At 28.8% G+C, this 19267-nt stretch carries 16 protein-coding genes and 1 riboswitch; of the genes, 14 read left to right on the plus strand and 2 right to left on the minus strand.

Going from position 1 to position 19267, the window contains the following annotated elements:
• The coding region (locus J7G74_RS11675; RefSeq protein WP_297135536.1) for a Mur ligase family protein at window positions 1-943 on the plus strand (943 nt) is incomplete at its 5' end.
• 168 nt (window positions 944-1111) lie between these two features.
• Here the strand turns inward: J7G74_RS11675 and ychF are convergent.
• Window positions 1112-2209 carry a redox-regulated ATPase YchF gene (ychF, locus tag J7G74_RS11680; RefSeq protein WP_297135537.1) on the minus strand — a complete coding sequence of 366 codons (1098 nt, stop codon included), beginning with the start codon at window positions 2207-2209 and terminating at the stop codon, window positions 1112-1114.
• Window positions 2210-2569: 360 nt separating this feature from the next.
• Between ychF and yfmF the strand changes: the two genes are divergently transcribed.
• The 7 genes from yfmF to J7G74_RS11715 all read left to right on the plus strand — a co-directional run bounded on the left by yfmF (window position 2570) and on the right by J7G74_RS11715 (window position 11009).
• Window positions 2570-3844, plus strand: coding sequence for an EF-P 5-aminopentanol modification-associated protein YfmF (gene yfmF, locus J7G74_RS11685; RefSeq protein ID WP_297135540.1), 1275 nt, complete (start codon window positions 2570-2572; stop codon window positions 3842-3844).
• Window positions 3845-3846: 2 nt separating this feature from the next.
• Window positions 3847-5133: an EF-P 5-aminopentanol modification-associated protein YfmH gene (gene yfmH, locus J7G74_RS11690; protein ID WP_297135543.1), complete on the plus strand. Its 1287-nt coding sequence runs from the start codon at window positions 3847-3849 to the stop codon at window positions 5131-5133.
• A 218-nt stretch (window positions 5134-5351) separates the two neighbouring features.
• Complete coding sequence (locus J7G74_RS11695; protein ID WP_297135545.1) at window positions 5352-6134, plus strand: tyrosine-protein phosphatase; 783 nt, start codon at window positions 5352-5354, stop codon at window positions 6132-6134.
• 11 nt (window positions 6135-6145) lie between these two features.
• Window positions 6146-6880 (plus strand): prolipoprotein diacylglyceryl transferase, encoded by a 735-nt coding sequence (gene lgt / locus J7G74_RS11700; RefSeq protein ID WP_297135548.1) that lies wholly within the window; start codon window positions 6146-6148, stop codon window positions 6878-6880.
• A 28-nt stretch (window positions 6881-6908) separates the two neighbouring features.
• On the plus strand, window positions 6909-7844 hold the full coding sequence (rsmH, locus tag J7G74_RS11705; protein WP_297135550.1) for a 16S rRNA (cytosine(1402)-N(4))-methyltransferase RsmH: 936 nt from the start codon (window positions 6909-6911) through the stop codon (window positions 7842-7844).
• A gap of 78 nt (window positions 7845-7922) precedes the next feature.
• A riboswitch (SAM riboswitch) is annotated at window positions 7923-8024 on the plus strand.
• 199 nt (window positions 8025-8223) lie between these two features.
• On the plus strand, window positions 8224-9513 hold the full coding sequence (locus J7G74_RS11710; RefSeq protein ID WP_297135552.1) for an O-acetylhomoserine aminocarboxypropyltransferase/cysteine synthase family protein: 1290 nt from the start codon (window positions 8224-8226) through the stop codon (window positions 9511-9513).
• Window positions 9514-9656: 143 nt separating this feature from the next.
• Window positions 9657-11009, plus strand: a complete 1353-nt coding sequence (locus J7G74_RS11715) for an MATE family efflux transporter (protein WP_297135555.1) — start codon at window positions 9657-9659, stop codon at window positions 11007-11009.
• 117 nt (window positions 11010-11126) lie between these two features.
• Here the strand turns inward: J7G74_RS11715 and J7G74_RS11720 are convergent, their stop codons facing one another.
• Window positions 11127-11564, minus strand: coding sequence for a hypothetical protein (locus J7G74_RS11720; protein WP_297135558.1), 438 nt, complete (start codon window positions 11562-11564; stop codon window positions 11127-11129).
• 288 nt (window positions 11565-11852) lie between these two features.
• On the opposite strand from J7G74_RS11720, the gene J7G74_RS11725 reads away from it, so the two are divergent.
• From J7G74_RS11725 to spoVE, 6 genes are all read left to right on the plus strand, one after another.
• Window positions 11853-12200 carry a cell division protein FtsL gene (locus tag J7G74_RS11725; RefSeq protein ID WP_297135560.1) on the plus strand — a complete coding sequence of 116 codons (348 nt, stop codon included), beginning with the start codon at window positions 11853-11855 and terminating at the stop codon, window positions 12198-12200.
• Window positions 12201-12215: 15 nt separating this feature from the next.
• The gene (locus J7G74_RS11730) at window positions 12216-14195 is read left to right on the plus strand and encodes a stage V sporulation protein D (RefSeq protein ID WP_297135563.1); all 1980 of its coding nucleotides are present in this window, start codon (window positions 12216-12218) and stop codon (window positions 14193-14195) included.
• A gap of 142 nt (window positions 14196-14337) precedes the next feature.
• Complete coding sequence (locus J7G74_RS11735; RefSeq protein ID WP_297135566.1) at window positions 14338-15714, plus strand: UDP-N-acetylmuramoyl-tripeptide--D-alanyl-D-alanine ligase; 1377 nt, start codon at window positions 14338-14340, stop codon at window positions 15712-15714.
• Window positions 15715-15749: 35 nt separating this feature from the next.
• Window positions 15750-16715 carry a phospho-N-acetylmuramoyl-pentapeptide-transferase gene (gene mraY, locus J7G74_RS11740; RefSeq protein WP_297135615.1) on the plus strand — a complete coding sequence of 322 codons (966 nt, stop codon included), beginning with the start codon at window positions 15750-15752 and terminating at the stop codon, window positions 16713-16715.
• A gap of 18 nt (window positions 16716-16733) precedes the next feature.
• Window positions 16734-18092 (plus strand): UDP-N-acetylmuramoyl-L-alanine--D-glutamate ligase, encoded by a 1359-nt coding sequence (murD, locus tag J7G74_RS11745; protein ID WP_297135568.1) that lies wholly within the window; start codon window positions 16734-16736, stop codon window positions 18090-18092.
• A gap of 43 nt (window positions 18093-18135) precedes the next feature.
• On the plus strand, window positions 18136-19266 hold the full coding sequence (gene spoVE / locus J7G74_RS11750) for a stage V sporulation protein E (RefSeq protein ID WP_297135571.1): 1131 nt from the start codon (window positions 18136-18138) through the stop codon (window positions 19264-19266).
• The last annotated feature ends 1 nt before the right edge of the window (window position 19267 follow it).

The following is a 19267-nucleotide window of genomic DNA, read 5'->3' on the forward strand; positions in this document are numbered from 1 at the left end:
GATTATGCACCATAGAGTTGAAGATGTTGATTTTGATGTGGCTGTTTTTTCTAATTTATCACCAGATCATATAGGACCAAAAGAACATCCTTCATTTGATGATTACTTAAATTGTAAATCAAAATTATTTAAAATGACTAAGTTTGCAATCATTAATGTAGATGATGAATATTCAGATAAAATAATTAAAAATTGTGAATGTGATACTGAAACTTTTTCTATTATTGGAAAAGGAGACTTAAATGCTAGTAATATAAAGCATTCTAAAAAAATTGATTCTCTAGGTGTTACTTTTGACTACAGCAAGGATGGAGAAATAACAAAATCATGTTTTATTTGTTGTCCTGGTAATTTTAGTGTATATAATGCCTTGTCAGTTATATCTGTTTGTGAATATCTGGGTATTAGTCAAGAAAATATACTAGATTCATTGAAAAATATACAAGTTAAAGGAAGAGTAGAAGTTTTAAATATACTTCCTTATGCAAATGTAATAGTGGATTATGCTCATAATGGAATTAGCTTAGAAAATATTTTACAAACACTAAAAAATTATGAACATAACAGGTTAATTTGTTTAGTCGGATCAGTAGGTGGAAGAACTGAAACTAGAAGAAAGGAAGTCGGTGATGTGATAGCTAAGGAATGTGATATGGCTATATTGACATCATACAATCCTAATTTTGAAGATCCTATGAATATAATAAATGATATATCTAAATCTTTCGTAGATTCTGCTTGTGAGATTATAAAAATACCTGATAGAGAAGAAGCTATAAGACAAGCTATAAATATTGCTCAAGAAGGAGATATTATAGTTTTAGCAGGAAAAGGACATGAAAATTATCAATTAATCCAAGGTAAAAAGATACCTTTTAATGAGTCTGAAATAGCAAAGGATGAAGCTAGAAAAGTTTTAGAAAAAAGAAATAAAATGAGTTAAAGATAACTAAACTAATATATAATAAAAAGTTGGGTAATATATTATCTGACTTTTTATTATATATTAATTATATTATTCTCAAAGTTAGATTTTATTTTATTGAGAGTATTAAAATATTATATATTTTAAATAAAAAAGCTAATGAATAAATCATTAGCTTTTAATATATTAAACGTTAAATCTAAAGTTTACAACGTCTCCATCTTGCATTACATATTCTTTTCCTTCAAGTCTAACAAGACCTTTTTCTTTAGCATGAGCTAAAGATCCGCATTCAACTAAATCATTATAATTAACTATTTCAGCTCTGATGAATCCTCTTTCTATATCAGAGTGTATTTTACCAGCAGCTTGAGGAGCTTTAGTTCCTACTGTTATAGTCCAAGCTCTAACTTCTTGAACTCCAGCTGTTAGATAAGACATAAGTCCAAGTAATGAATAAGAAGATTTTATTAATTTATCAAGACCAGATTGCTCAAGACCTAAAGATTCTAAGAATTCTTTTTTCTCTTCTTCTGATTCAAGCTCTGATATTTCAGCTTCTATTTGAGCACAAACTACAATAACTTCAGCATTTTCAGTTGCAGCAAATTCTCTAACTTTATTTACATATTCATTGTTTTCTGCTTCGTCAGCTAAATCATCTTCACAAACATTAGTAGCGTATATTACTGGTTTAGAAGTTAATAAGTTTAAAGTATTAACAAATTGTTGTTGATCTTCAGTTAAATCCATTGTTCTAACTGATTTATTATCTTCTAATACTGCTAATATTTCTTTTAAGAACTCAACTTCAGCAGCTATAGATTTATCAGCTTTAGCAGCTTTTGTACTTTTTAAGATTCTTCTTTCTAGTATTTCTATATCAGAGAATATTAATTCTAAGTTTATAGTTTCTATATCTCTAAGTGGATCAACACTTCCGTCAACGTGAACAACGTTAGTATCATCAAAACATCTAACAACGTGAACTATAGCATCAACTTCTCTTATATGAGATAAGAATTTGTTTCCTAAACCTTCACCTTTTGAAGCTCCTCTAACAAGGCCTGCTATATCACAGAACTCTATAGCTGTTGGAACAACTTTTTTGCAATCATACATTTTTCTTAGTACTTCTAATCTTTCGTCTGGAACAGAAACAACACCTACGTTTGGTTCTATTGTACAGAAAGGGTAGTTTGCAGATTCTGCACCTGCTTGAGTTATAGCATTAAATAGTGTACTTTTACCGACATTTGGTAATCCTACTATACCTAATTTCATATTGATAATCTTCCTTTCTTATATGAATTTACATATTTGTTATATTTTAATTATTCTCAGTATAATAATAACCTTATTAGTCTTTATAGACATACATATTGATTATACATCATAATCTTAAGATGTGTAAACTAATTTAGTTTAAGTTATTTTATGTAAAAAACAATAATTTTGTATAATTTTATATCTTATAAAGGATTTAAAGTGTCAATTTAGCATATCCTAATAAAAATTGTTTAAATAAAATAAAATTTACTATTTTAGAAAATAATAAAAACGATATAATTATATAAAAGGAAAATTTATGAATATATATCATTTATTATATATACATCAGTTAACTCATAAGAGGAGGTAAAAATGAAAAATATTAAGACTATAAATTTAGGCAAAGGCATTAATTTAACTTTAATACCAGAAGAAAAATTTAAAACAAATTTAGTTAGTATCTATATCCAAAGATTATTAGATAAAGAAGAAGTAACAAAAAATGCTCTACTTCCTGCAATAATAAAAAGTGGTAGTGAAAAATATCCAAGTGCAAGAGATATGGCTGCCCATCAAGATGATTTATATGGAGTATCTATAGGGGCAGACACTAGTAAGAGAGGAGAAACTCAAGTCATAACTTTTAAAATTATAAGTACAGATGAAAAATATTTAGATGAAAAAATATTTAAACCTGTTGTAGAGTTTTTAGATGAAGTAGTAAATCATCCTTTAGTAATAGATGGAGGCTTCAAAGAAGAGTATGTTGAGATAGAGAAGCAAAGTTTAAGACATAGAATTGAATCAGTAATAAACGATAAGGGTAGATATGCCATAGAACGCGCTCGCGAAGAAATGTTTAAAAATGAAAGATATGGTATAAGTGATTTAGGGTATTTAGAAGATATAGATAAAATAAATGGTAAAGATTTATATAAACATTATCAACAAATAATGAAAACTTCTCCTATTGATATAGTTGTAGAAGGAAATTTTAACGAAGAAGAAATAGTAAATATAATCTCAAATGGATTTAATTTTGAGAGAGAAGAAATTATAGAAATACCTAGAGCCGAATTTAAAAAGAAAATAGAAGAAGTAAAAGCTATAGAAGAAGATATGGATATAACTCAAGGTAAATTAGTTATGGGATATAGATGTAATGTAGACTATAAAGATGAGTATAGATATTATTCACTACTTGTTGGCTCAAGTGTATTAGGTGGTGGACCTCATTCTAAGTTATTTATGAATGTAAGAGAAAAAGAAAGTTTATGCTATTACATTTACTCTTCTATTGAAAAGTACAAAACATCTATGTTTATATCATCTGGTATAGAAAGAGCCAACTACGACAAGACTGTAAAATTAATTAAAGAGCAATTAGAAAATTTAAAAGATGGAAAAATTTCTGAGGAAGAATTATTAAACAGCAAGAGTGCACTTATTAGCTCATTAAAAACAATAAAAGACTCTATTGGAGGAGCATCAGATTTTTACTTCTCACAACATATGGGGCAAACTAATACAACTGTTGAAAGAATAATTGAAATAATAGAAAAAATTATGGTAGAGGATATAGTAGATGCTGTTAAAGATATAGAACTAGATACTATATACTTCCTAAGTAATAGCAAGGAGGCATAATGATGGAAAAAATAGTTAATGACTTATTGAAGGAAGAATTATATTATGAAAAATTAGAAAATGGTCTAGAAGTTTACTTCATGCCTAAAAGAGGGTTTACAAAGAAATATGCAGTCCTTGCAACTAATTATGGCTCAAATGACTTAGAGTTTATACCTATAAATGAGAAAGAAAAACTTGTAGTAAATGCTGGTATTGCTCACTTCTTAGAGCATAAAATGTTTGAGCAGCCAGATGGAGGTAATGCTTTTGATAAATTCTCTAAATGGGGAGCAAGCGCCAATGCTTTTACCAATTTTACAATGACAGCTTATTTATTCTCAGCAACAGAGAATTTCTATGAGTGTTTAGATCATTTAATAGATTACGTTCAAACACCTTATTTCACAGATGAAAATGTAGAAAAAGAAAAAGGTATAATAGAACAAGAAATAAAAATGTATAATGACGACCCTGAGTGGAATGTATTTTTCAATGCATTAAAAGCTATGTATGTAAATCATCCAACTAGAATTGATATAGCAGGTACTGTTGACAGTATATATAAAATAACTAAAGAGGAACTTTATAAATGTTATAACACTTTCTATAATCCGGCAAATATGATTTTATTTGTTGTTGGTGATTTAGATTCTGAGGAAGTATTTAAGCATGCTAGAAATGCAAATCATAAAGATATAGAAAAATTACCAGAAGAAATAGTAAGATTTTATCCAGAAGAACCAAATAAAGTTAATCAAAAAGAAATAATAGAAAAATTCCCAATATCAATGCCAATGTTTTCGATATGTTTCAAAGATGATAAAGTAGGGATAAAAGGAAATGAACTATTAAGATATGAAGTAATAACAGATATACTTAATGATATGCTATTTAAAAAGGGTAGTGTTATATATGAAGATTTATATATGCAAGGATTAATAACTCCTAGTTTTGGAGCAGGATTCTCTTCACAAGTTGACTATGCTTATACTTCAATAGGTGGTGAGTCTAAAGATCCGCATAAGGTAAAAGAAATAATTATGAGCTATTTAGAAAAATTTAAAGAAGAAGGCCTAGATAGAGAAGCTTTTGAAAGAACTAAAAAGAAACAAATAGGTAATTTCATAAAATACTTTGACTCAGTTACATTTATAGCAAATAACTTTATAACATATAAATTTAAAGGTATAAATTTATTAGATTATGTTGAAGTTATGAAAGAGGTAACATTTGAAGAAGTTACTGAAAGATTAAAACATCATTTTAAAGAAGATAATTGTGTAATATCTATAGCCGAACCAAGATAAATTGAATAATAATTATTGAATAAATAAGGATAATTGTGGAAAATTTAATTAATGGATGTAATTTAGTTAAATTTTACATAAATTATCCTTTTTTACTTATTTGTTGTAAAATAGTCAATAATAAATTATAATTAATGGATTCTATTTTTTTATTAATCAGAAACTGGTATAATAAAAATTGAAAGCGAATTATTTAGGTACTAAGGAGGCTATGTTTTATGATTGATATACATTGTCATATTTTACCTGAAGTAGATGATGGTTCAAGAAGCTTAAATGAGTCTATAGAAATGGCTATGATAGCTAAAGAACAAGGTATAAAAAAAATAATTAATACATCTCACTATCATCCAGACTTCAGTTATAAAAAGGGTGAAGAATTACTTAAGGAATTAAATGATTTTAATAATGTACTAAAAGAAAATATGATAGATATAGAAGTTCTAATTGGGAATGAAATTTATTATACACAAGACTTAATAAAACATATAGATGAGTTGGATTTTTATACATTAAATAATAGTAGGTATTTGTTAATAGAATTTCCACCAACTAATTTTCCCAAAGACTTATGTAATATAGTATATGAGTTAAAAGAAAGAAACTATATACCTGTATTTGCTCATGTGGAAAGATACAGAGAAGTTCAAGAAAATCCAGATTTAATTTATGAAGCTATAAAAGCAGGAGCTATAATACAAGTAAATTCTAACAGTATATTAGGTAAAAGCGGACAAACAATTGAGCAAGTTTGTGATACTTTAATAAAACGTAATATGGTTCATGTAGTTGGATCAGATGCTCATAGAAGTAAAAGAAGAACGCCTATATTTTTAGATGCTTATAAATATGTAAGTGATAAATATTCTAAAGATTATGCAGATGACATATTTATAAAAAATAACAACGCAATTGCGAATGATGAAGATATAATGGTGCCAACACCTTATGAATTTGAACCTAAGAAAAAAGGCTTTTTAAGTAGATTATTTAAATTATAAGAGGTGTTAAAATGAATAGAGTAGCATTTACTATATTTGGACTAGATATAATGTGGTATGGAGTATTAATGGCTATAGGCATGATACTTTGTGTTTTGTTAGCTTTGAAAGAAGGTAAAAGAGTACATATAAGCGAAGATGATATACTAAATTTAGCTATAACAGCAATTCCATGTGGGTTATTAGGAGCTAGACTTTATTATGTAATTTTTAATTGGTCATATTATTCTCAAAATTTATCTGAAATATTAAATTTCAGAGGTGGCGGAATGGCAATTCACGGAGCTTTAATAGGTGGTATTTTAGCAGGATTTGTTTATACTAAGATCAAAAAAATTAACTTTTTCAAGATGGCTGATGCTGTTATGATAGGTATACCTCTAGGTCAAGCGATTGGTAGATGGGGGAATTTTATTAATGGTGAAGCTCACGGAGGTCCAACTAACTTACCGTGGGGAATAATGGTAGATGGAATTAAAGTTCATCCAACATTTCTTTATGAATCTATATGGGATTTAGGAATATTTATATTCTTATGGTTCTTTAGAAAACATAAAAAATATGAAGGGCAAGTTGCCATTTATTATATAATTTTATATTCTATAGGAAGATTTTTCATAGAAGGATTAAGGACGGATTCTCTTATGCTTGGCCCACTTAGAATGGCACAAGTAATAAGTTTAGTAGGAATAATACTTTGTGTAATTTTACATAAAATACTATTAAAAAAGCAAAATAGACAGTAAGAAGAGTAACTCTTAAGGAGAAGAAAGAATGGAATTTAATCATGTATCAGTACTTTTAAATGAATGTATTGAAAATTTAAATATAAAAGAAGATGGAGTATATGTAGACTGTACTATGGGTGGTGCAGGTCACTCTAAAGAAATTGTAAAAAGATTATCTGATAAAGGGCTATTTATAGGATTTGACCAAGATAAAAATGCTATAGCAACTGCTAAGGAAAGGCTTAGTGAATATTCAGATAGAGTAAAGTTTGTTCATAGTAACTTTGAAAACATAAAAGAAGAATTAGAAAAGTTGGGAATTGAGAAAATAGATGGTGTATTAGCTGATTTAGGCGTTTCTTCTCATCAGCTTGATGAAGCTGATAGAGGATTTTCTTATATGCATGATGCACCACTTGATATGAGAATGGATGTTAGACAAAGTTTTTCTGCATATGACGTGGTAAATACTTATAGTGAAGAAGATTTAGCAAGAATTATTAGAGATTATGGAGAAGATAATTGGGCAAAAAGAATAGCCAAATTTATTGTTGAAGAAAGAAAAGAAAAAACAATAGAAAATACTGGTGAACTTGTGGAAGTAATTAAAAAAGCCATACCTAAAAAAGCTAGAATAGATGGACCACATCCAGCCAAGAGGACTTTCCAAGCTATAAGAATAGAAGTAAATAATGAACTTAGTGTAATCAACAAGATGATAAGGGATGCTGTATCTATGATGAATAAAGGAGGAAGAGTTTGTATAATAACATTCCATTCTTTAGAAGATAGAATTGTTAAAAATGAATTTAAAGATTTATCATTAAGTTGTGTTTGTCCACCAGCACTTCCTATTTGCCAATGTGATAAAGTATCAGAAGTTAAGGTAATAACAAGAAAGCCAATACTTCCAAGTGATGAAGAAATAGAAATAAATCCAAGAGCTAGAAGTGCAAAATTAAGAGTTGCTGAGAAAAAATAAATATATATAAAATGAATTTTTATATTGCTCTGTATATTTAATATGTATACAATTAACTTAATTAAATTAATAGTAAAAATCTTATCAAGAGTGATGGAGGGAATAGGCCCAGAGAAGTCCAGCAACCTATAAATAGATAGGTGCTAAATCCTACTTATGGAAACATAAGAAAGATAAGAGATATCTTTAGATATTTAGACTCTTTTATCTTTAATGATGAAAGAGTCTTTTTTAATTGTAAGTAAATTATGTGTTATCTGTTCTGTAGATAACATGTAATTTTCAACTTTTTCACTTGAGCAACGTGCAAAGCCGTTGGCGACATGAACGAAGTTAATTTTTTTATTATAAAAATATATTAAATGTAGGGGGAAAAAGAATGGAAAATAGAAATTTAGGTTTTAGTACATTACAAATTCATGGGGGACAAAAGATAGATAAATCTACAGGAGCTAGAGCAGTACCAATTTATCAAACAACATCATATTGTTTTGATGGTGTTCAACATGGAGCAGATTTATTTGCTTTAAAAACTGGTGGACATATTTATTCAAGAATATCGAATCCAACAGTAGCAGTATTTGAAGAAAGAATGGCCCTACTTGAAGGGGGAGTAGGAGCAGTTGCATTTTCTTCTGGTATGGGAGCTATAAATGCGGCTATACTTAATATTTTACAGTCAGGAGATGAAATCGTAGCAGCTCCAACCATATATGGTGGAACTTTTAATTTATTAACAAATATGTTACCTAAACTTGGAATAACAACTCATTTTGTTAATCCAGATGATCCAGAAAGTTTCAGAAAAGCTATAAATGATAAAACAAGACTTGTGTTTGCAGAAACAATAGGCAATCCAGGAATAAATTTAATTGATATAGAAAAGATAGCATCAATTGCTCATGAAGCTAAAATACCATTTATGTTAGATAATACTTTTGGAACTCCTTATTTAATAAAGGTATTTGACCACGGTGTTGATATAGTTGTTCACTCAGCTACTAAATTTATAGGTGGCCATGGAACTACTTTAGGTGGTGTAGTAGTAGATAGTGGAAAATTTGACTGGATAGATAGTGGTAAATTCCCATGTCTAACAGAACCAGACCCATCTTATCATGGACTAAACTATGCTAAGGATATTGGAGCAGCAGCATATAGTACAAAATTGTTGGCGCAGTTTTTAAGAGATACGGGTGCATGTTTAAGTGCTCAAAGTGCTTTTCAACTACTTATAGGACTTGAAACTTTATCTTTAAGAATAGAAAGACATGTTTCTAACACTAAAAGAATTACTGAATTCTTAAGTAATCACTCACAAGTATCGTGGGTAAATTATCCAGGACTTGAAGGTAATAAGTACCATGAATTATCTAAAAAATATTTGCCAAAAGGACCTGGATCAATATTTACTTTTGGAATAAAAGGTGGATTACAAGCAGGAATTAAGTTTATAGAGTCTCTACAAATATTCTCTCATCTTGCAAATGTAGCGGATGCTAAATCACTTGTAATACATCCAGCAAGTACAACTCATGCTCAGTTAAATGAAGAAGAGCAAAAACTAGCTGGGGTTACACCTGATATGATCAGAATATCTGTAGGAATAGAAGATATAGATGATTTACTTTGGGATTTAAATCAGGCCTTAGAAAAAGCTTCAGTATAATTTTATTTTAATAGAGAGATATATATAAGATGAACTTTCAAAAGTTCATCTTTTTCTATATAAACAAATTACTCTTATATCATTTGTATATAAGAAGTATCTGCTATAATTAATTTGGAAAATAATTAAAGGGGGGACATTGAATGGAAGTTAGTCAAGGGAAAAACACTTACTTATTTTCAGATAAAAGTCTGTATAAGTTAATTTTACCACTAATAGTAGAGCAGCTACTTTTAGTGACAGTTGGTTTAGTAGATTCTATGATGATATCAAGTGTAGGTGAGGCGGCAGTATCAGCAGTTTCTCTAGTTGATAGCATAAATATTCTATTAATAAATACTTTTACTGCGCTTGCAACAGGTGGGGCGGTAGTTTCTGGACAATATATAGGTCAAAAGAGAGAAGATAGGGCATGTAGGGCGGCAGATCAATTAGTACTTTTTCTTATTGTGAGCTCTATAGGAGTAATGATACTTTGTTATTTATCTAAATATTTTATACTGCATGTTGTTTTTGGAAAAATAGAACCAGATGTTATGTCATATTCTAATACCTATCTAATGATAGTATTTAGTTCAATTCCTTTTATTGCTGTCTATAATGGTGGCGCAGCATTATTTCGTGCAATGGGCAATTCAAAGATTACCATGAAAATATCAATTATGATGAATCTAGTAAACTTAATAGGTAATGCTATTTTAATTTATGGTTTTAAAATGGGGGTAGCTGGTGCAGCAATACCTACAGTAATTTCTAGAATTTTAGCAGCTTTAGTGATTATTTATTTAATAAAAAATGAAAATTTACAAATTCATTTATCAAAAAAGCTGTGCAAAAGATTTGATAAAAAATTAATTAAAAAAATACTTTATATTGGAATACCAAATGGCCTAGAAAATGGAATGTTTCAGCTTGGTAAAATTATTGTACTAAACTTAATAGCCACTTTCGGTACTGCGGCTATAGCAGCAAATGCAGTAGGTAACTGTGTGGCATTATTTCAAATTGTTCCTGGTATGGCAATTAGTCAAGCAGCACTTGCAGTAACATCTCAATGTATTGGCGCAGGAGATTTTGAACAGACTAAATATTATACAAAAAAATTAATTAAAATATCTATTACTAGTATATTAATAACTGTACTAATTACATTTGTTACTCTACCAATTATAATTAAAGCATATAATTTATCTTCATACACAGCTAAAATGGCTAAGAATATTATTTTATATCATGGTGGAATTGGAATACTTATATGGACTATATCTTTTGTTTTACCAAATACATTGAGAGCCGCCAATGATGTTAAGTTCTGTATGATAATAGCTGTTTTATCTATGTGGATTTTTAGGATAGGATTTAGTTATGTATTAGGAAGATATATGGGATTTGGAGTAATGGGAGTTTGGATAGCTATGAGTATAGACTGGGCTGTTAGAGCAATTTGTTTTGTAGCTAGATACAAAGGTAGTAAATGGAAACTTCATCATATATAGATAATAAAAAATATATAAATAATAAGCTCATTATTTAAAATAAATAATGAGCTTATTATTTTACATAGAGATATTATAATTATTTTTATTGAAGTAAATTTACACATTTATTGAATATTACTCAATAATATATACATTTGAAAATGAAGATTTTTTTTCGTTTATAAAAATACTTATAGAATCATATAACACATTTTCATCTTCTGAATATATAGTATTCTTTTTTCTTATGACATAAAGCTTTTTATTGCTCTCTGAGGAAGATATTGTATTGGATTTTATTATAAAAGTTTTATCTTCTAAATAGGAATTTACATCTTTAAATTCATTTTTTATTCCATTAAAAAATATATATTTATTTTCTTTAGTTATTATTTTATAAACACCTTCTTCTAGATTTTCATCATTTACTATATTTAAAATATTTTTGTTGTTTAAGGCACTAATATCAATTGTTGATAAAGAAACTAAATTATTATCTATTTTGTTTTTACTACAGCCATAAAAAATTAAAGATGAAAATATTAATACAAATATAAGTATATTTTTCTTCATAAGCTCCTCCAACTTTAAATAATTAAACTTTTAGTAAATAAAGTTTAATTAAAGTATAGATTATTTATTTGTAAATATAAATATATTGAATGGATTTAATTTTATTATAATCATCAAATTTACAAAAGAAATTGTAAATTATATGAAAAAATTTACAACAAATTATATTTTATACTCTTTTATGTATTAATTTTTGTATAAATCTTTAAAGGAGGCTATGGTAATTAAAACAAATACTTTAAGTATGAAAATTTTTTAATAGTTATTATTAATATAAGGAGTGATTTCTTGAAGAAAAAGAAGAAGGTAGAAAACATAAATGAATATAAAAGAAGAAAAAAGAATAGAAATAGAAAGAGAAAAATAAAAAAAATGGTAAGACATGTTTTATTAATAGTTCCTATAGTAGCAATACTTATAATTAATTTATGTGGAAATGCAATAGTATCAAATTATAAATATAAAATAAATAATTTGAAGAAGGATTTGAGAAAAGAAGAAATAGCATTAGATGAGTTAAAAATGGAGCAACTAAAATACGATAATATAACCAATGTTGAACAAAGTGCAAAGGATGAGTTAGGTATGGATTACCCTACGAAAAGTCAAATTAGATATATTGACATGGGAAACTAAAGGGGGAGGTTGTTAATGAAAATAAGGATAAAAAGTAAGAAAAGATTAGTTGTTGTAATGGTATTAGCTTGTAGTTTGTTTTTGTGTCTTATAGGTAGAATTGGATATTTACAGCTAGTAAAAGGAGAGTGGCTAAGTACAAAGGCATCAGAGCAACAAACAAGGGAAATTCCAATCGAGGCAAAAAGAGGAACTATTTATGATACTAATATGAAAGAATTAGCTGTAAGTGTAACTAAATATACAGTATGGTGTAAACCAGTAGAAGTGAAAGATGCAGAGAAAACTTCTAAGGAACTTTCAAAGATTATTGACGAAGAATATGAAGATGTATATGAAAAGATAAATAAGAAAAACATGGCCTTAGTTAAAGTAAAAAGATGGATAGATGACGAAACAGCCGATAAAATTACTAAGGCAGGATTGCCTGGCATATGGGTGGCAGAAGACAATCAAAGATATTATCCTTATGGAAACTTTGCATCTTATGTTTTAGGTCATACTTCATCTGATTCAACAGGTGTAGCTGGTATAGAGCTTAAGTACGATAATGTATTAAAAGGTACAGCTGGAAAACTAATAGTTAGTACAGATGCAGCGGGAAAAGAAATTCCACAAGGATCGGAACAGTATTATGAACCAACAACTGGAAATGGATTAGTTCTTACTATTGATGAAGTTATACAACACTATTGTGAAAAGGCAGCTCAAAGGGCTTATGAAGAAAATAATGCATCAAAAGTAACTATAATAGCTATGGAGCCAAGCACAGGAAATATTTTAGGAATGGTTAAAAAACCAGACTATGATCCTAATAATCCTACAGAGGCAATTTATCCATACTATGAGGAGTTGCTAAAGGATTGTAAAAATAATGATGAAAAAATGAAAGCTTATTATTCTATGTGGAGAAATCCAGCTGTAAGCGATACATATGAACCAGGATCAACATTTAAACTTATTACATCTGCTGCGGGATTAGAAGAAGGCGTAGTTAAACCAAATGATAAGTTTGTTTGTAAAGGTAGTGTGGTAGTTGGAGGAAGAAAGCTTAAATGTTGGAGATCTTATAATCCACATGGAACTGAAACATTTAAGCAAGGTGTACAGAATTCTTGTAACCCTGTATTTATAGAAGTAGGTAACAGACTAGGTGTTTCAAAATTATATGATTACATAGAAGGGTTTGGCTTGAGCAAGAAAACAGGCATAGATTTACCAGGTGAGGCTTTAGGTGTTATGTATAAGGAAAAAGATGTTGGTCCAGTTGAACTTGCTACAATTTCTTTTGGTCAATCTAATTCTTTGACTCCTATACAGTTAATAACAGCAGTTTCTGCAATAGTAAATGATGGAAATTTAATGCAACCAAGACTAGTAAAAGCTTATACAGATAATAAAGGAAATATAACAGAAGAGGTTGAACCAGTTAAAGTTAGACAGGTAATATCTGAAGAAACTTCTAAGCAAATGAGAGAAATTATGCAATCAGTTGTAACTGAAGGTGGAGGTAAGATAGCATACTTACCAGGATATAGACTTGGTGGAAAAACAGGAACAGCTCAAAAAGTTGTTAATGGATCATATGCTCAAGGAAAATATGTATGTTCATTTGTAGGTGTAGCTCCAGCGGACGATCCTAAAATAGCAGTTCTTGCTATAGTTGATGAGCCAACGGGAGTATCTGCATTTGGGAGTACAACAGCAGGTCCTATAATTAAAGAGGTTATGAATAACTCACTAAAATATTTAGGTGTTGAACCTAAATATACAGATGAAGAAAAAAAGGAAAATGTTAAAGAAAAAGTGGTAGTTCCAGATGTTAGAGGTTTAACTATTGAAGAAGCAACAAAAGTTTTAGAAGAATCAAAATTAGAAGCTAATGTTGATAATGATGTTGAAATTGAAGAAGGTACAGTTATAACAGATATGTTCCCAAAACCTGGAATAAGTGTAAATGAAGATTCCTTAATATCCTTATACTTCGATAATTAATATTATAGAAACTTATAAATATCTTCAAAAAAAAGTTAATATGGTATATAATTATTAAGATAAAATATAAAAGGCAATGTATAATATGCATTGCCTTTTATAGAGATAGTTGTAAAATTTAATATTAATTAAGGAGGTTAAGATGGAATATTTAACTATAAAAGAGTTAATACTTGCAAGTAAAGGCAACTTAGTATGTGAATCTAAAGATTGTGACAAAGTTAATGATGTTGTTATTGATAGTAGAAAAGCAACTAAAGATAATGCATTTGTTGCCATAGTAGGTGAAAACTTAGACGGACATAATTTCATCAACTTAGCTATAAATCAAGGCTGTAGAACTATTATAAAGAATAAAAATAACAACGTTGACATAGAAAATAAAGAAGTTAATGTGATAGAAGTAGATAATACACAAATAGCTTTAGGTGATATAGCTAGATTTTACAAAGAAAAATTTGAAATACCTTATATTGCTGTAACAGGCAGTGTGGGAAAAACGACTACTAGAGATATGATACATTATACTATTAGTTCAAAATACAATGCATTAAAAAATGTAGGAAATTTAAATAACCATTTCGGAGTACCTTTAACTTTATTTAATTTAAATAAGGAGCACGAATGTGCAGTAATTGAAATGGGAATGAGCAATTTTAAAGAAATTGAGTATTTAGTTAACATGGTTAATCCACAAATAGGAGTAATATCTAATATAGGATATTCTCATGTTGAAAATCTAGGAGATAGAAATGGTGTTTTTAAGGCTAAAATGGAAATAACTACAAACTTTAATGAAAGCTCATTATTAATTGTAAATGGAGATGATGATTGTTTAAAAACTTTAAAAAATCAAAAATTAGTTTACAAGTTAAAAACTTTCGGATTTGAAAAAGATAATGATATATATTGTGATAGTTATGATATGACTGATGACAGCACTACTTTTACTGCTGTAATAGATGGTAATACAGAAAAGTTTTTTATACCAACAGTAGGAAAGCATAATATATACAATGCTATGAGCGCGATTTTAGTTGGCCTTAATCTTAATATGACAATAGAAGAAATAAAAGATGGTTTAAAAGTATTCCAATGTACAAAAAATAGACTAGACATAATAAAAAAAGATAACATAACAATAATTGACTCAGTTTATAATGCTAGTATAGATTCAATGAATGCTGCATTAAATATATTAGGAAGATATGAAAATAGAAGAGTAGCTATACTTGGAGATATGTTTGAGATGGGTGAATTTGCAGAATTTGCACATAGACAAGTAGGAAAATTTGCTGTAGAAAATACAGATGTATTAGTAGCTATTGGTAAACATTCTGAGTATATTGTAAAAGAGTTAAAAGAAAATAATTTTAACTCAGAAAATATATATCACTTTAATAACAAAGAAGAAGCTATAGAAAATCTAGATAGTATTATACAAGATGGAGATGTTATATTAGTAAAAGCATCAAGAGGTATGTATTTAGAAAAAATTGTAGAACATCTTAATAAATAGACAAAATAATTAGCAAACTAGGGAGAGGAGTTTATATTATGTTAGGAATAACGCAACTTACTTATACAGCAATAATTGCATTTTTAATAGTAGTAATACTAGGGCCAATATTTATACCAATGTTAGCGAAGTTTAAATTTGGTCAAACAGTTAGAGATGATGGGCCACAAACTCATTTATTAAAAAATGGTACACCAACTATGGGTGGAGTACTAATGATAATAGCTATCCTTATTACTGGACTTACAAGAGCTCAAATAAATAAAGATTTATTAGTAGGGCTAATTTGTATTACAGGATTCGGATTTGTTGGATTCTTAGATGATTTTATAAAAATAAAAATGAAAAGATCATTGGGTCTTAAAGCTTATCAAAAAATAGTACTTCAATTTGCACTTGCATTTTTTGTTGCATACTATCAATATACTACATCACCAAGTGCTACACAAATAATGGTACCATTTACAGATTATATTATTAACTTAGGATCTTTGTATGTTCCAATAATGATGTTTATAATAATAGGAACAGTAAATGCAGTTAACTTAACAGATGGTCTAGATGGATTAGCATCAGGTGTAACGTTAATAGTTTCAATATTTTTTATGATGCTTGCAATATCAGTTGGAAACAATGATGTAGCAATACTAGCAGCGGCTACTGGTGGAGCTTGTTTAGGGTTCTTAGGATTTAACTCATATCCAGCTAAAGTATTCATGGGAGATACAGGTTCTATGGCTTTAGGTGGAGCAGTAGTGGCATTTGCTGTATTAACAAACTCTGTATTATTAATACCAATAGTTGGAGGTATATATTTTGCAGAAACACTTTCAGTTATAATACAAGTATTATCATTTAAATTAACTGGAAAAAGAGTATTCAAAATGGCACCAATACATCATCACTTTGAACAATGTGGTTGGCCAGAAACTAGAGTTGTATTTATATTTTGGATTACTACTGTAGTATTATCATGGATAGGAATTATTGCAGTATTCTAATAAATCGGGGGTATAAAGATGAACTTGAAAAATAAAAATGTCTTACTAGTTGGTCTTGCAAAAACAGGAGTATCCACTATAAAGTTATTAGATAAACTAGAATCAAACATAATAGTAAATGATATCAAGGATAAAGAAAAACTTAAAGATATATTAGAAGAGTTAAAAGACATAAAAAACGCTGAATACATTCTAGGATATCATCCAGAAAATGTAGATCATATAGATATAGCAGTAGTATCTCCAGGTGTTCCATTAGACTTACCTTTTATATTAAAACTAAAAGAAAAACAAATTGAAATAATAGGAGAAGTTGAATTAGCATATAGATTATCCAAAAATCCTATATTTGTTGGAATAACAGGAACAAATGGAAAGACTACAACAACATCTTTAGTAGGTGAAATATTTAAAGCAGCTCAAAAAGACACATATATAGTTGGAAATATAGGAAATCCAGTTATAGAGACAGTAGAGACTACAGATGAAGACTCATATCTTATAACAGAATTGAGTTCTTTCCAATTAGAAAGTATAGTAGACTTTAAACCAAAAGTTGCATCAATATTAAACCTTTCTCCAGATCATTTAAACAGACATCATACTATGGAAAATTATATAGCTGCTAAAGCTAATATATTCAAAAATCAAAACTATGATGATTTTGCTATATTAAATTATGATGATAAACAAGTTAGAGCGTTAAGTGAAAAATGCAATGGCCAAGTTATTTTCTTCTCAAGAAGAGAAAAGCTTGATAAAGGTGTATATTTAGATGAGAGCGACAATATAGTTATAGATATCGAAGAAAAAATAGTTTTATTAAATAAAAAAGAATTAAGTTTACCAGGACCACATAATTTAGAAAATTGTATGGCTGCAATAGCAATGGCTTATGTGTGCAAAATTGATTTAGAAACATTAAGAGAAGTACTTAAAACATTCAAGGCAGTAGAACACAGGTTAGAGTATGTAAGAACTTTACATGATATTATATTTGTAAATGATTCTAAAGGAACTAATCCAGATTCAACTATCAAAGCAATTCAATCTTATGATAACCCAGTTATATTAATTGCTGGAGGATATAATAAAGACAGTGATTACAATGAATTGCTAGCAATAGGCAAAAAAAATATTAAAGCTTTAGTTTTAATGGGTGAGACAGCCCCTTTAATAGAAGAATGTGCAAAAACTAAAGATTATAAAACTATTATAAGAGTAAATAATATGAAAGAAGCTGTTGAAGCTTCATATAGCCTAGCAAGTAAAGGTGATGTAGTTCTTTTATCACCTGCATGCGCAAGCTGGGATATGTACAAAAGTTTTGAAGTGAGAGGAATGGACTTCAAAGATAATGTTAACAGCTTAAAATAACTCCTTCAAAGCAATTATTGCGGAATGGAGGGTAGTCTATCAGATGCCTAGTAAAATTTTAAAAAAACAAATTAACAAAGGTATGAAGACTGATTTTGACTCAGTGGTATTTTATACTACTATGGTATTGGTATTTTTTGGGATTATCATGGTGTTTAGTGCGAGTTATATTCAAGCCTCATTTAAACATCACGATCCCTATTATTTTTTAAAAAGAGATTTAATTTATGCAACACTGGGTTTTACAGGTATGATGATTCTTTCAAATATTGACTATAGGCTTTGGAAGAAATATTCTACACATGTTTGTGTAATAGCCATAATTTTTTTAGTATTAGTTTTAACTCCTCTAGGAATAGAAGCAAATGGTGCTAAAAGATGGCTAGGTGTGGGAGGTGCAACTTTCCAACCATCAGATATAGCAAAATTCGCATGTGTAGTAATTACAGCGAAATTAATAGAAATAAGATATGACAAAATAAAATCTTTGACAAAGGGAATTTTACCACTTTTAATTATGCCTACGGTATTTTTTATACTAATAATGGCTGAACCTAATATGTCAACAGCAGGAACTGTTATACTTGTAGTATTTGTTATGTTGTTTGTTGCAGGTATGAATATGAAATTTGTTGGAGGAATGGGATTAGCTGGAGTAGGATTATTTGCCGCTTTAGTTTTAGCAGAACCTTATAGATTGAAACGTATGACGGCATTTTTAGATCCTTTTCAAGACCCACTTGGATCAGGATATCAGGTTATTCAAAGTTTGTATGCATTAGGCTCAGGTGGATTATTTGGTCTTGGTCTTGGAAAGAGTAGACAAAAATATTTCTACATACCAGAACCACAAAATGACTTTATCTTTGCAATCATAGGTGAAGAATTAGGATTAATAGGATGTATACTAGTTATTATGCTATTTATACTATTAGTTTATAGATGCGTAAGAATAGCCTTAAAATGTGAAGACATATTTGGATGTATGCTAGTTATAGGTATAGGAGCGTTAATTGGTATTCAAGCTGCATTAAATATTGCTGTAGCAACATCATCAATGCCAAATACAGGAGTAGCACTGCCGTTTATAAGTTATGGAGGTACATCACTGACCATGCTTATGGGTGAAATAGGAATAGTGTTAAATGTCTCCAAGCATGTCAAGATTAATTAAC

The sequence above is a fragment of the Terrisporobacter sp. genome, assembly GCF_017888745.1.
GTDB lineage: Bacteria > Bacillota > Clostridia > Peptostreptococcales > Peptostreptococcaceae > Terrisporobacter.